Below are 13,622 nucleotides of genomic sequence, written 5' to 3' on the forward strand. Positions count from 1 at the left end.
GCGTGAAGCCGTCAGTGCTGCGGTATCGGCCTACCCTGAAGTCCGGCGTGTTGGCCACGTAGGCACTCAGACGAGCGCCGCCAGCTCTGCGTAGCCGTCTGTGCGCAACGGTTCGCCCGCCGTGTCGAAGATGCGCGTCATGCCCGGCGTGCTCGACCACGTCGGCCATCCTGGGTCACCGGAAGCAACGAAGGCGACGGCGGCGCCGTGGATGTCGTCGGCAACCGACTGGGGTGGGGCATCGCCCGCAATGTTCGGCACATGTTTGTCGGCGAGGCAGTCAAACCAGAAGGGCACATCCAGGCAGTGCAGAGCCCATCCGCGGGAAGCTGACGGCCAGGCGAACACGTATGCCCACGTGTGAGCGCCTTCGCGTGCTGCGGCGACGCGAGGGATGTTCACCCTCAGCATCGCGTCGCCGAGGTACCGGCCGAGTACCGCTGGGCTATCGCGTCGCCGCTGATGCGCGTTTGCGCGAAGATAGCTGCGGCGCGTCGGGCGATCGACACCGAGAGCGCGCAGGAGCGCGCTGGGTGGTACGAGTCGCACGGACCACGGCATGGAGTCGGCGATCATCGTCATTTCATCCTGAGTGGATCCGATCACGAGGGGTATGTCAGCGCCGACGCCGTCGCCGTACGCGGCCAGTATCGGCTGAGGGATCAACTCCCCGTCGACGACCGGGCCCAGGGAGAGGCCTTCGGCAAGTAAGCCACGTATACCTGCCATCACATTCGTGTCAGCGAGGAGATTGGTGGCTTGATTCTCCAGTTCGACGAGTTCGTCTGGGTCCACGGAGGCGAAACCTTCCTTCGTCGCGGGAACCCCTGCCAGCTTCGCGATGCGATCAGCCACTGCTTCTGCACGTTCTCGCGTGACCTCCGCGACTCCGGGGGAAAGCGCCCACGCTCGATGGAATAGCCCCCGCGCCGCGGGCATTCCCAGCAGCGTGAGAACAGCGCCTCCTCCCGCGGACTGTCCCGCGATTGTGACGTTGCCCGGGTCGCCGCCAAAGACTGCAATGGTGCGCCGCACCCATTCGAGGGCTGCGAGCCAGTCGCGTGCGCCACGGTTCTCCGGGCATCCGTCAATGTGCCCGAATCCCTCGAAGCCGAGCCGGTACGACACAGTGACGGTGACGACCCCGTCCCGATTGAATGCTGCCCCGTCATACCAGGGGCTCGCCGGCGAGCCCGACACGTAGCCGCCCCCGTGAATGTAGACCATCACCGGGAGGAGCGCCGCGGTGTCGCCCGGTCGCGGAGTAAAGACGTTGACGTTCAGTGTCGAATCGCCGGATACGGAGGGCTCGGGGATCAGCGTGATCTCGGCGGCCGGGTGCCGCTGGGGCGTGGGACCGTACTCGGTTGCATCACGTACCCCGTCCCACGGCTCCACCGGGACCGGGGCCTCGAACTTCAATGCACCGGTGGGTGGTTGCGCGAAAGGGATGCCGAGGAAGGCGGCAGACTTCCCACACCCTCGAGGTTCGCGCCACAGCCCACGGACCTGGCCGTTGGGTGTTGCGACGAGTACTTCGGCACCCTCTGTCGTCACGCGCGGCTCGCTCACTGGTTGCTCTCCTTGTCCCAGTCGATACCTGCGGCGCGGAACCAGTTCCATTCGCGAGCCCGCCACACGTGCGACTGAGAGGCAAGACTCAGTCGATACGCGTCCCACTCGTGTCCCGCAGAAGCCCAGGCTCGTTCCGCCGCTCCTGGCAGCCGCGGAAGGAGGAGGAACTCGAGGTCATCGCGGTCTCGGACCGTCTCGCACCACAGCGCCGCCTCGATACCCGCGATGGCGCCTCTGTCGGCCTCGGTGCCCGGCAGTTCCTTGCGCGGGTCCCAATCCACACCGTCGCGCAGAGTGGACGGCGAATAGAACGGAAGCCCGAGACGAGAGCGTGGTTCCTCCTGGGCTGGGTCCTGCGCCGCGTCGCCGTGCGGGCGGTCGAAATACAGGCGCGTGAACGGAGACATGATGACTCCTGCGCCTTGTGCGCAAGCCCGGGGAACATCGCTTGCGGCAGCGAGCATGTTTTCGGCGAGGACAGCAGCCACCTCGGGAGGTAACTGGCCGAGTGCATCGGACTCGGTGAGCCGTGCGGCTTCGCGGGGTTCCATCCAGTACTGAACGAGGTGACCGGCCTGGAGTCGCCCCCGCGCGGTCTCTTGCCAGCCAACAGGGAGCTTGCCCAGTCCGCGCACGATCTCGGCAGTGCGCTCGACGAAGGCCGCGTGTGCGCTTTCGCTCATGCCGAAGGCTTCGTCCCCGCCGAGATGAAGGTACGAGCTCGTCGTGAACTGATCCGCTGCAGCGCGGAAGACGTCTTCCAGGAGGCGCCCAGTGTCTCCATGGTCCAGATCCAGCGTGCCGATCGCGAAACCCAACGCCGCGGCCTTGCTTCCCCGGTCGCTGTGGGGGTCCAACTCTGGGTATGCGTGGAAGATGGCCTGCACGTGCCCGGGGACGTCGATTTCTGGCACGAGCGTGACAAAGCGCTCTGCGGCGTAGGCGACGAGTTCGCTCACTTCAGCTGCTGAATACCATCCACCCGGACGGTCGTCCACGGCTCCTTGTCCGCCAACGCTGGTCAGCAGCGGCCACTCTGGAACCTCGAGACGCCAGCCCTGGTCATCCGTCAGGTGAAGATGCAGCACGTTCAGCTTGTACAGCGATGCCATGTCGATGACGCGGCGCAGCGTCTCAGGGCCGTGAAAGGTGCGTGACACATCCAATGAAAGACCGCGCCAGTGATACAGCGGCGCGTCTCGGATATCGACCGCCGGCAATTTTGCTCCGCGAGCCGCGGCAATGAGCTGACGCAAAGTCGTGAGGCCGCGAAAAGCTCCCTCTTCGCACGGTGCCAGGATCCGCACTCCGCGAGAAGATATCGTCAGTTGATAGCTCTCGTCGGTGTCGTGGGCTCCGTCTGCCCGGACACCCTCGGTGAAGGGGAGGTCGTCTCGCACGACGACTCCGCGTTCGAGCCGGATGCCGTCGACCCCGGACTCGATAGTGCGTCCGGTGTCGAGAAGCACCTCGGACGCGAAGTGATCGAGCAGATGATCCCACTGGCCCCCCCGGCTGATGCGCAAACGCTCAAGCGGGAATTCCCCCGCGCTTGCGGATACCACGCGAGGACGTGGAAGCACGGGCAGCGCGACTGACGCGGCGTTCACCGGACTGCCTTGATCGGAAGGATGGCAGCTGCCCCGAGAAGTGCGAGGACAATCCCGATCGGGAACAGCGCCTCATATCCCAGCCCGACCACAACGAGCCCGCCGAGGAACGGACTGATGGTCTGGGGCAGGGTCGCGGCGATGTTCAAGACGCCGAGGTCCTTGGCGTAGGTACCCGAGGACGGGAGTACCTCCGACATCAGCGCGGTGTCGACCGCCTGGTAGACGCCAAACCCGAACCCGAGGACCGCGCTCGAGAGGATCATGCCGGTAAGGGTGGGTGCGAGCCAGGGGACGAGCAGGCCAGCAGCCATGAGGATGGAGGCTCCTATCACGAAGGCCTTGCGTCTGCGAAGCCGATCCGAAAGCGGTCCGGAGAAGCTCGTGGCGATGACGATGCAGATCAGGCTGACGAACCCGAGGAGCGGAATCGCTGCGACGGCACCTTCACCGAGTCCGATGTAGTCCTGAAGGATGTACAACTGGTACCCGGTCACGATGAAGTAGCCGGTGAAAAGGAGCAAACGGCCGAGGAAGCCCCAGAAGAAGTCCGGGTGCTTGATGGGGTTGATCCAGAACGTACCCAGGAAGCCGGTCAGCGAGAACGGTTCCCTCGGCATGTCGGCCGAGGAGGGGTCAGGGCTAAAGACCACGAACAGTGTGATGACGACCAGCAGGATGCCGGGGAGCAGGAAGTAGGCCAGGGACATGTTCGAGGCGAGCGCTGCGCCGAGGATTTGACCACCGAGCGCGCCGACCATGAGCCCGATGCCCGAGAGCGTCGCGAAGCTTCCACGGATCGCGGTCGGCACGCGATCGGGGAGCAGAGCGGTCAAAGGGCTGATCAGGAGGTTGAGGGCTATCTGCACGATCGTCCACGCGAGTAGGAGAGAGACGATCGTATTCGCAACTGACATGCCGATCAGGGAAAGGCCGATCGCGATCGCCCCCGTGACGAGCCACGGTGCCCTCCTCCCGAACCGCGAGCGGGTTCGGTCGGAGATGAGGCCGGCGATCGGCGATGCGATCATCGCTGCCAGTGCCCCGATTCCCGTGATCAGCGCGAGGTTGGCAGCCTTGTTCGCCGGGTCGATCGCCTCCACCTGCAGCGGGAGGAAGACGCCGGGGACTGCGCCGATGATGAGATAGACCGCGATGTTGACGGGGACAATGAACCCGAACAGTCGGCGCAGTTGCGGCGTCAACGTCACGCGGTGTGAAGAATCAGAAGCTTCCTCCGAGACGGGCTCAAGAGGAGTGGGGGGCATCGCCATCGATCTTTCCTTCAGTGCGGAGAATGGGTATGTAAGTTATCCCGCCTAACATAAAGCGTCATGTGTCGGCTCGCAAGCTTTGATCTCCGTCGGTCATGTTGCGCGGATAAGTTTCGTAAGGTCTACTAACAATGATGAAATCACTGCCTCAGGATGCGCGCGAGCGCAACCGTTCGCTCGTCCTCCAGAAGCTCTTCCGGCGTGGAGCCATGAGCCGGGCCGATCTCGCCAGGGAGACCGGCCTGACGCGGGTCACGATGTCTGAACTGGTCGCAAGCCTGATCGATGATCACTATGTCCACGAAGTGGGAATCAGCGAGCTGCGTCGTCCCGGCAAGCCTGCTGTGCTCGTCGATATCGCTCGGGATGGTCATCGCATCGTCGCGATCGATCTGTCGGGCGCGTCGATGCTCGCGGGAGCAGTGCTCTCTCTCGACGGCGATGTGCTGACCCGCCTGCGCGTCCCCCTTCCTGAACGTTCCACCGAGGTACTTACCGCGACCATCGCTCTTGCACAGCGGTTGATCGCCAGTTGCGATGTGCCCGTGCTCGGGCTCGGAGTGGGCAGCCCGGGCATCATCGATGACAGGGGTGTGGTCCTTGCGGCTCCCAATATCGGGTGGGGAGGTATGGAACTTCAGTCCCGCCTCTCGGATGCTCTCGCAGTGCCTGTGCTCGTCGCCAACGACGCGAATGCAGCGGTACTGGCGGAGCGCACGTTCGGCGGCTCGCAGGATGACGTGGTGGTCGTGAGAGTGGGAAGCGGACTGGGCGCGGGGCTGTTGACGGGGGGGCGTCCGTTGCGAGGGGGTCGCTACGCTGCTGGCGAGATCGGACACGTCACGGTCGACGGTGAGGGCGCACCCCGCTGTGCCTGCGGGAAGGTGGGCTGCCTCGAAGCGTGGCTATCCGTTCCGGCCCTGCACGGCCGATTGGGTAGCTCGTCCTCGGAGCAGGAGAAGGTTGCCGTGCTCCATCAGGCGGGAGAGCGCTTGGGTACCGCGCTCGCGCCGGTCGTTGCTGCGCTGGATCTCGCGGAGATTGTGCTGTCCGGCCCTCCCGACCTTCTTGGTGGGGTGTTCGCCCGTGCAACCGTGGATACCCTACGGGCCCGCACGTTGGCACCCTTCCACGACGATGTGTCGGTGCGCTTGAGCGAGCAGGGCGATGACATCGTCCTGCGAGGCGCCGCGGTGATGGTGCTGTCTTCTGTGCTTGGGGTGTCGTGACATGCTCCCGATAAGCGGCATCAGAATCGGCCTCGACATCGGCGGCACCAAGACGGAGGGACTTGCTCTTAGCGATGATGGTGCGGTCGTGGCGAGAACTCGCCGTGCGACGAAGACAGGGCCCGGTGGCGTTGTGGAGACCGTCGTCGCGTCGGTGGCGGACCTGCGGACGCAACTCGGCGTCGCCGAAGAGATCGTCTCGGTCGGGATCGGTGTGCCTGGACAGGTGCATCCGGCGACCTCGGTCGTTGAACATGCTCTCAACTTGCGGATCGAAAGGATGGATCTCGCTGGTGTCGTCGCTCCGCTGCTAAGCCTTCCCGTCATGGTGGAGAACGATGTGAAGGCCGCTGCGCTGGGAAGCTTTTCCCTGGATGGATCGCATCGCGACCTCGCCTACCTCAATCTGGGTACCGGAATCGCGGCAGGCTTCGTCATCAACGGAGCGCTGTTCCATGGCGGGCGCGGCGCGGCTGGAGAGATCGGGCACGTGATGGTGGATCCGGCGGGCCCGCGGTGCCGCTGCGGTTCGAGAGGCTGCATCGAAGCGTTCGCCGGAGGAGCCGCGCTGAGCCGGCGCTGGGGACGCCCGGGCACGCTCCCCGTTCTCGACATTTTCGATGCCGCCGATTCGGGGGATTCGTGGGCACTGTCGCTTCGGGCTGAACTCGCGCGTGCGGTAGCAGCTGCTATCCGGATCATCGCGCTGACCGTCGATGTAGAGGTGGTCCTTCTGGGCGGCGGCATGACGGCGATCGGGGAGCGGCTCACGGATGCCATCAGCGATGCGCTGGCGATGGATGCCGCGTCGTCGTCGTTTGTCAGCTCGCTCGAGCTGGCATCTCGGGTCGAGGTCCTGCCACCAGGAGCCGTTCCCGCAGCGCGGGGAGCCGCCCTCCTCGGCGCGCGAGCGGCAGGCGACAGAGAGGCGGTCACCCATGGCTGAAGTCATCATCGTCGCGAATCGCGAGGTGGGCGGGCAGTTGGTAGCGAGCGAGATCGCGCGACGCATCCGTGCCACCCTCGATCTCGTGCTCGGGCTGGCGACGGGCTCGACGCCGCTCCCCGTTTATGAGGCGCTGCGCTCAGCCCTGGCCGGTGTCGACGTGTCAGCGGTGCGCGGGTTCGCCCTCGACGAGTACGTGGGACTCGACCCCGCGCACCCGCAGAGCTACCGGTCGGTCATCACGCGCGAGGTGGTCGAGCCACTGGGGCTGAATCCGGCGCGTATCCGGGTTCCCGATGGGCGCCTCGAGGGGATCGCGCATGCCGGCGAGGTGTACGAGGCAGCGATCATGGATGCCGGTGGCATCGCCCTGCAGATCCTGGGGATCGGCACCGACGGCCATATCGGTTTCAACGAACCAGGCTCGTCGTTCGCTTCCCGCACGCGCGTCAAGACACTCACCGAGCAGACGCGCGCCGACAACGCGCGCTTCTTCGCCTCGCCGGACGATGTGCCGATGCACTGCATCACGCAGGGGCTCGGCACGATCCTGGAGGCAGGTCACCTCGTGCTCCTCGCCTTCGGGAGGTCCAAGGCGGCAGCCCTCGCGGCAGCCGTCGAGGGGCCGGTGTCGGCATCCGTCCCGGGCTCGGCGATTCAACTGCACCCGCACGTCACGGTCGTCGTCGACGAGGATGCCGCGAGCGAGCTCACCCGCGCGGAGTACTACCGCTACGCCTACGCGAACAAGCCCGCCTGGCAGGGTCTTTAGGCCGAGCGCTGCGCGCCGGCAGGGTTTGTAGGCCGAGCGCTGCGCGCCGGCAGCGCTCACGCGCACGACGCCCGTCACGGTGCGGCTCACGGTGCGAACACCTTGCCGGGGTTGAGGATTCCCTGGGGGTCGAAGACGCGCGCGATCTGGCGCTGCAGCTCCCACTGGTCATCGCCGAGTTCGTCAGCGAGCCACCGTCGCTTGAGCACCCCGATCCCATGCTCGCCGGTGAGGGTTCCGCCGAGATCGAGCGCGGCGCGGAACAGTTCGTCGGCGGCTTGCCAGATCGCCGCGGGTACGTCGGGACCGTCGAAGATGAAGTTCGGATGCAGGTTTCCATCGCCCGCGTGCGCGACAGTAGGGATCACGAGACCGTAGCGGCGCTCGATGTCGGCGATGCGCGCGAACATCGTCGCGAGCTGCGACCGGGGGACCGAAACGTCTTCGATGAGCGTCGTCCCCAGGCGCGCCATCGCGGGATGCACCGACCGGCGGATCGCGAGCAGTCGCTCGCCCTCCTCGCGGTCGGTGGAGAGGGCGACGGTGCCTCCCGCTGCCTCAAGGACAGCGGTGATCGCCGCCGCATCCGCCGCTGCAGCGGCGCCGTCGGTCTGGATCGTGACGTGCGCCGCGCCGGGGGTGGGCGCGGCAAGGCCCAGTAACTCGTGGATGGCCGTCAGCGCCGCCGCATCCAGCAATTCCATGATCGCCGGTTGAAGTCCCGCGGCAGTGACAGCACTGCAGGCGCTCGCCGCGGTGCCGACATCCGTGAAGGTCGCGGCGATGGTGCACACTTCGCCCGGAACAAGCCGCCGGAGCTTCAGGGTCGCACCCACCACGACACCGAGAACGCCTTCGGAACCGATCACGAGCGACGTGAGGTCGAGCCCGGTCACGCCCTTGACCGTGCGGTGACCCAGGTGCAGCAGTCGCCCGTCGGCGAGGACGAGATCGACGCCCAGGACGGCATCGCGCACCACGCCGTACTTCGCGCACAAGAGGCCCCCGGCGCCGGTGGCGATGTTCCCGCCGACAGTGGAGATATCGCGGCTGGCGGGATCCGGTGCCCACCACAGGCCGTGCTCGGCGAGCGCGCGGTTCAGGTCGGCGTTCAGGATACCGGGTTCGACCACTGCCAGCAGGTCGTCGGGTCGCACCTCCAGGATGCGATCCATCGCCCGCACCGAGAGTGCGATCTCACCGGGTCCGGCGTTCGCTCCGCCGGCGAGTCCCGTCCCCGCTCCTCGGGTGACGACCGGAGTTCCCGTGGCAGACGCCACACGCAGTGTCACTTGGACATCCCCGACGGTCCGGGCGTGCACGACGGCGAGCGGGCGCCCCGTGCTGGCGTGACCGGACTTGTCGGCCCGGGCAGCTTCGAGCGAGGCATCCGTCGTGTCGAGCGCGTCGCCGAGTTCGGCACGCAGCTGCGCGAGGACCTCGCGGTCGCTCATGCCAGTCGGCGGCGCCCGGCGATCACGCCGACGGTGACGGCGATGACCCCGAAGATCAGGCCGACCCACACGAGGCCCACGCTCCACCACGCGATCGTCGCTGAGACATACACGAGGAGCTCAACCACTGCCCGCAGGAACGGATGCACGATGATCACTGCTCGGGGTGAGACAAACAGCGCCCACAGCAGGATGGCGACCACCGGCGCGACGATGCCCGCGACGATGTTCCAGGGGAAGGGCCAGGCGGCGAAGCCCCAGAACGCCAGCGTCCCGAACGCGAAGAGTTCGCAGAGAACAGCGAGCACGTCGACCACGCTGAGCGCCGGGCGGGTCCCTGCGGGCAGACCGGACGGGGTCGCTGATTCGGGCATGTTTCCAGTCTAGGCCGCGTGAGTTGGGCGCATCTGGTCGTTGTCGCGGCAAAGGTGGGCGCGAATCGTCGCGTCTGGACTGGGAGGCGACAGTTCGCGCCCATCTTTCCGTTGCAGCAGGGAAGGATGCTGGCCTCAGTGCATGCGCCGCCCGTCGAGCCAGACAGCTCGGGGCTGGAGCGAGGCATCCATCACCACGGCGTCAGCGGCGAAGCCCGGGCGCAGGCTGCCGTGGCGATCCGCCACACCGATCGCCGCGGCCGGCGCGCGGGTGAGCGCATCGACGGCCGCGGGCAGGTCGACTCCCGCCGCGAGGGCCACGCGAAGCGCAGCATCCTGCGTCAGGGTTGACCCCGCGATCGCGCCGGTTTCCACGAGGCGGGCGACACCGTCGACGACCTCGACCTCGAGCGAGCCCAGCGTGTACCTACCGTCGCCGACGCCTGCCGCGGCCATCGCGTCGGTGATGAGCGCAATCCGTCCGGGCGCGGCGGCGAACAGGATCCGTACGAGCTCGGGATGCACGTGCACGCCGTCAGCGATGACCTCGAGCGTCACGCGCGGGTCGGCGGTTGCCGCCCCGACCGGTCCTGGGGCGCGATGGAGCAGGGGAGGCATCGCATTGAACGCGTGGGTCAGGATGTTCGCGCCGGCCTCGAACGCCGCACGTGTCGCCTCGAGGTCGGCATCCGTGTGACCGACGGCGACGCAGACGCCCGCCTCCCGAAAGGTGAGAATCGCCTCCGCCGCGCCCGGCAGCTCTGGCGCCAGCGTCACCTGCCGGATCGTCCCCGCGCCGGCCTCGAGCAACGCTGCGACGGCGTCCGGCGTCGCCGCGCGCAAAGCCGCGGGATCGTGCGCGCCGCGGTGACCGTGATCCAGAAACGGCCCCTCGAGATGGGAGCCGAGGATGTCGGCATCCGTCTGCGTCATCGCCGCGATCCGCGCGACCTGGGCGGTGAGGTGCGCGAGCGAGCCCGAAACGAGGGAGAGGACTGCCCGTGTCGTGCCGTGTGTGAGGTGCAGCGCGCGGGCGGCGCGGATGCCTGACTCGTCGCCCTCGTACGAGAACCCACCGCCGCCGTGACCGTGGATGTCGACGAACCCCGGTGTGAGAACGGCGCCGGGTCCGGCGACCTCCCGCGCGTCGATGATTGTCGCCGTCGAGGCTCGGGACCGCCAGTCATCGCCGGTACCGGCGGCAGTGACGCTCTCACCCTGCATCTCGACCCAGGCGTTGCTCGTCTCGGCGCCGTCCGCGACGAGCCGGGCGCTGTGGATGATCGTGGTGCTCACGATGCTCCCTCGCCACTCCAGGGGATCTCAGGCGATCGGCGGAACCGGATGCCGAGGGCGCTCCACAGACCGTCGAGTGCACCGACCCGCTCGCGGAACGACTCCCAGCTGCGTAGCGGGTGCTCGCCGGTCGCCGGTGACCAGGCTGCCTCGGCTGCGGCAGCGATCCTCGGGAACATGAGCGCGTCGATGTCGGCAGCTGTGCGCACGGTTTCGGTCCACAGCGGTGCTTCGATGCCCAGAATGTCGCTCTCGGCTACCCCGTCGAGCACCGCCCCCGGCTCCCATGCGTAGGCGCGTTCCACGCTCGTGACACCGTTCGCCCAGGTCAGGCCGAGCTCCGAATCCACCGAGTCCTTCATATCGAGGTAGACCGCGTCGGCAGGCGACAGGATGAGACGCCCACCGCGCGTGACGAAGCCCCGCGCCTTCTCGCCAATACCGTCGGTCGGTGAGACGAATCCCCAGTACTGGCCGATCGTTCCCGGATGCAGGTCATTCGCAGCACCGGCCTCGTGCCACATCACGGGCACTTTTCCGGCATCCGCGACGATGCGTGACGCGAGGCTCACGAAGGCGGCGTAGTCGGCCGGATCCGTGCCGAGGGCCTCATCCCCGCCGACGTGAAGGTAGGGCCCGGCAGTCATCGCGGCCAGGTCGGCGACGACATCCGTCACGAAGGCTTCTGTCGCCGGGTCGCCGATCCGCAGGGAGGAGAAGCCGACCGCGATGCCCTCGTACGGCTCGCCCGCGACCGGAAGCGTGCTGCCGTAGGCCTCGACGACCTCGCGGATGTGCTCCGAGAGCACGGGAGGCTCGACGATGTCGGGGTAGGCGAGGCCGACCGCGTGGGTGTGTCCGGGAAGGTCGATCTCGGGCACGACGGTCATGTGGCGGGCGGCGGCGTACGCCACGATGCGGGCGTAGTCCTCGGCGGTGTAGAAGCCGCCGGAGTCCCCGCCGATGGCGGTACCGGATGCGAACCGGGTCAGCTCGGGGCGCGAGGGGATCTCGATCCGCCATCCCTGGTCATCGGTCAGGTGCAGATGGAGGTGATTGAGCTTGAGCTGCGCGGCTCGGTCGATGACGCCGAGCACCACCTCGACGGGGAAGAAGTGGCGCGCGACATCGAGCATGACACCTCGGTATGCAAAGCGCGGCGCGTCGGTGATTTCTACAGCCGGGATGCGCCATCCGTCCGGCGTGCGTTCGATGAGCTGCACGAGCGTTTGGATGCCGTAAAACAGGCCCGCAGCGTCCGACCCTGTCACCTCGACGCCCTCCGCAGAGGCGATCAGTCGGTAGGACTCGGGGGTGTCGGCATCCGTGACGGCCAGCGAGATGCCGGGGCCCGTCGCGGTGGAATCGAGACGGACCTCGCTATCCGTTCGCGCAGATACGAGGTTCGTGACGACACCGATCACGGTCTGGTCGCCGGTGACGGCGGTCCGCGCTCGCAGGATGAAGCCCGGTCCTTCGCCCGCCACCACGTCGCGGGGGAGCGGCACGGGCCAGGCGGAGGTGGTTGCACCGCGGGGCTGGGTCCCGGTCATGTAAAGAGTCCTAACAAATGGCGTTGAGTCACTCTATCAACCGCCCTGTTGCGGATCGAGGGCTGAGTGCGATCCGGTATGCTCAGGATGTCGCGACTGGCGTTGAGGTGGATGACCACCGGGGAGCGACCGACACGGTACTCGACCGTACGCCTGGGTCGAGACGGAACCCCACCCGAAGCCGTCGTCCCCGCCCCGCAGCACAAGGAGCACAACGCCATGAGCGACTCGCTGTTCACCGCCCCGCTTGCCGAAGTCGATCCCGAGATCGCTCAGGTCCTTGACCGCGAGCTCGCTCGTCAGCAGAGCTACCTCGAGATGATCGCGTCCGAGAACTTCGTGCCCGTCTCGGTCCTGCAGTCGCAGGGCTCGGTCCTTACGAACAAGTACGCCGAGGGGTACCCGGGCAAGCGTTACTACGGCGGGTGCGAAGAAGTCGACGTCGCCGAAGAGCTCGCGATCGCCCGGGCGAAGGAGCTGTTCGGCGCCGCCTACGCCAACGTGCAGCCCCACTCCGGTGCCACGGCGAACGCGGCTGTTCTGCACGCGATCGCGCGCCCGGGCGACACGATCCTCGGTCTGTCGCTCGATCACGGTGGACACCTCACGCACGGCATGAAGGCCAACTTCTCCGGTCGCCTGTACGACATCGTCGCCTACGGAGTCGACCCCGAGACGAGCCTGATCGACATGGACGAGGTGCGTCGCCTCGCGCTCGAACACCGTCCGCAGGTCATCATCGCGGGCTGGTCGGCGTACCCGCGCCAGCTCGACTTCGCGCGCTTCCGCGAGATCGCCGACGAGGTGGATGCGCTGCTCTGGGTCGACATGGCTCACTTCGCCGGTCTGGTGGCCGGTGGCGTGCATCCCTCGCCCGTGCCGCACGCGCACGTCGTGTCATCCACGGTTCACAAGACCATCGGCGGCCCGCGTTCGGGGTTCATTCTGACCAACGACGAGGCGCTCGCGAAGAAGATCAACTCGGCGGTCTTCCCCGGCCAGCAGGGTGGTCCGCTGATGCACGTGATCGCGGCGAAGGCGACGGCGTTCAAGCTCGCCGCGACCCCGGAGTTCCGCGAGCGTCAGCAGCGCACCGTGCGCGGGGCGAAGATCCTCGCCGACCGGCTCGCGCAGCGCGATGTGGCCGACGCCGGCATCGCTGTTCGCTCGGGTGGCACCGATGTGCACCTCGTGCTCGTCGACCTGCGAAACGCGGCGATCGATGGGAAGCAGGCCGAGGATCTGCTGCACGAAATCCAGATCACCGTCAACCGCAACGCCGTGCCCAATGACCCGCGGCCGCCGATGGTCACGTCGGGCTTGCGTATCGGGACGCCCGCGCTCGCCACGCGTGGTTTCGGTGACGCCGAGTTCGCCGAGGTTGCCGACATCATCGCGCTCGCGTTGCTGCCGAACCCCGACATCGACGCTCTGCGTGCGCGGGTCGCGACGCTGACCGAAGCCTTCCCGCTCTACCCGGGCCTGTCCCAGTAAGCCCGGATCGCTGCGGCATCCGGGTCTGGATGACGCGACCCCGCG

General features: G+C 67.2%; 11 protein-coding genes and 1 riboswitch. Of the genes, 4 read left to right on the forward strand and 7 right to left on the reverse strand.

Annotation, left to right across the window (positions count from 1 at the left end; translation table 11 throughout):
- Positions 1-66: 66 nt before the first annotated feature.
- The 3 genes from AB0O89_RS04015 to AB0O89_RS04025 are packed head-to-tail and all read right to left on the reverse strand — an operon-like array spanning position 67 to position 4,459.
- Complete coding sequence (locus AB0O89_RS04015) at positions 67-1,572, reverse strand: carboxylesterase family protein (RefSeq protein WP_363494410.1); 1,506 nt, start codon at positions 1,570-1,572, stop codon at positions 67-69.
- Positions 1,569-3,185, reverse strand: coding sequence for a family 20 glycosylhydrolase (locus AB0O89_RS04020; protein WP_363494412.1), 1,617 nt, complete (start codon positions 3,183-3,185; stop codon positions 1,569-1,571). Before AB0O89_RS04020 ends, AB0O89_RS04015 begins: the two co-directional genes overlap by 4 nt.
- Positions 3,182-4,459, reverse strand: coding sequence for an MFS transporter (locus tag AB0O89_RS04025; RefSeq protein ID WP_363494414.1), 1,278 nt, complete (start codon positions 4,457-4,459; stop codon positions 3,182-3,184). Before AB0O89_RS04025 ends, AB0O89_RS04020 begins: the two co-directional genes overlap by 4 nt.
- 134 nt (positions 4,460-4,593) lie before the next feature.
- Between AB0O89_RS04025 and AB0O89_RS04030 the strand changes: the two genes are divergently transcribed.
- The 3 genes from AB0O89_RS04030 to AB0O89_RS04040 are packed head-to-tail and all read left to right on the forward strand — an operon-like array spanning position 4,594 to position 7,406.
- Complete coding sequence (locus tag AB0O89_RS04030) at positions 4,594-5,688, forward strand: ROK family transcriptional regulator (RefSeq protein ID WP_363494416.1); 1,095 nt, start codon at positions 4,594-4,596, stop codon at positions 5,686-5,688.
- A gap of 1 nt (position 5,689) precedes the next feature.
- Positions 5,690-6,634, forward strand: a complete 945-nt coding sequence (locus AB0O89_RS04035; protein ID WP_363494418.1) for an ROK family protein — start codon at positions 5,690-5,692, stop codon at positions 6,632-6,634.
- Positions 6,627-7,406: a glucosamine-6-phosphate deaminase gene (locus AB0O89_RS04040; protein ID WP_363494420.1), complete on the forward strand. Its 780-nt coding sequence runs from the start codon at positions 6,627-6,629 to the stop codon at positions 7,404-7,406. Before AB0O89_RS04035 ends, AB0O89_RS04040 begins: the two co-directional genes overlap by 8 nt.
- Positions 7,407-7,492: 86 nt before the next feature.
- On the opposite strand, the gene AB0O89_RS04045 is transcribed toward AB0O89_RS04040, so the two are convergent.
- The 4 genes from AB0O89_RS04045 to AB0O89_RS04060 all read right to left on the reverse strand — a co-directional run bounded on the left by AB0O89_RS04045 (position 7,493) and on the right by AB0O89_RS04060 (position 12,083).
- Positions 7,493-8,860, reverse strand: coding sequence for an FAD-linked oxidase C-terminal domain-containing protein (locus AB0O89_RS04045; RefSeq protein ID WP_363494422.1), 1,368 nt, complete (start codon positions 8,858-8,860; stop codon positions 7,493-7,495).
- On the reverse strand, positions 8,857-9,234 hold the full coding sequence (locus tag AB0O89_RS04050) for a YrdB family protein (RefSeq protein ID WP_300592198.1): 378 nt from the start codon (positions 9,232-9,234) through the stop codon (positions 8,857-8,859). Before AB0O89_RS04050 ends, AB0O89_RS04045 begins: the two co-directional genes overlap by 4 nt.
- 135 nt (positions 9,235-9,369) lie before the next feature.
- Entirely contained in the window at positions 9,370-10,530 is a 1,161-nt protein-coding gene (locus tag AB0O89_RS04055; RefSeq protein ID WP_363494424.1) for an N-acetylglucosamine-6-phosphate deacetylase, read from the reverse strand.
- Positions 10,527-12,083 carry a family 20 glycosylhydrolase gene (locus AB0O89_RS04060; protein WP_363494426.1) on the reverse strand — a complete coding sequence of 519 codons (1,557 nt, stop codon included), beginning with the start codon at positions 12,081-12,083 and terminating at the stop codon, positions 10,527-10,529. Before AB0O89_RS04060 ends, AB0O89_RS04055 begins: the two co-directional genes overlap by 4 nt.
- A gap of 82 nt (positions 12,084-12,165) precedes the next feature.
- Positions 12,166-12,249, forward strand: a riboswitch (ZMP/ZTP riboswitch).
- A 53-nt stretch (positions 12,250-12,302) separates the two neighbouring features.
- Between AB0O89_RS04060 and glyA the strand changes: the two genes are divergently transcribed.
- On the forward strand, positions 12,303-13,577 hold the full coding sequence (glyA, locus tag AB0O89_RS04065; RefSeq protein WP_300592204.1) for a serine hydroxymethyltransferase: 1,275 nt from the start codon (positions 12,303-12,305) through the stop codon (positions 13,575-13,577).
- Positions 13,578-13,622 lie beyond the last annotated feature (45 nt).

The organism is Microbacterium sp. NPDC076895 (genome assembly GCF_040687115.1).
Taxonomy (GTDB): Bacteria; Actinomycetota; Actinomycetes; order Actinomycetales; family Microbacteriaceae; genus Microbacterium.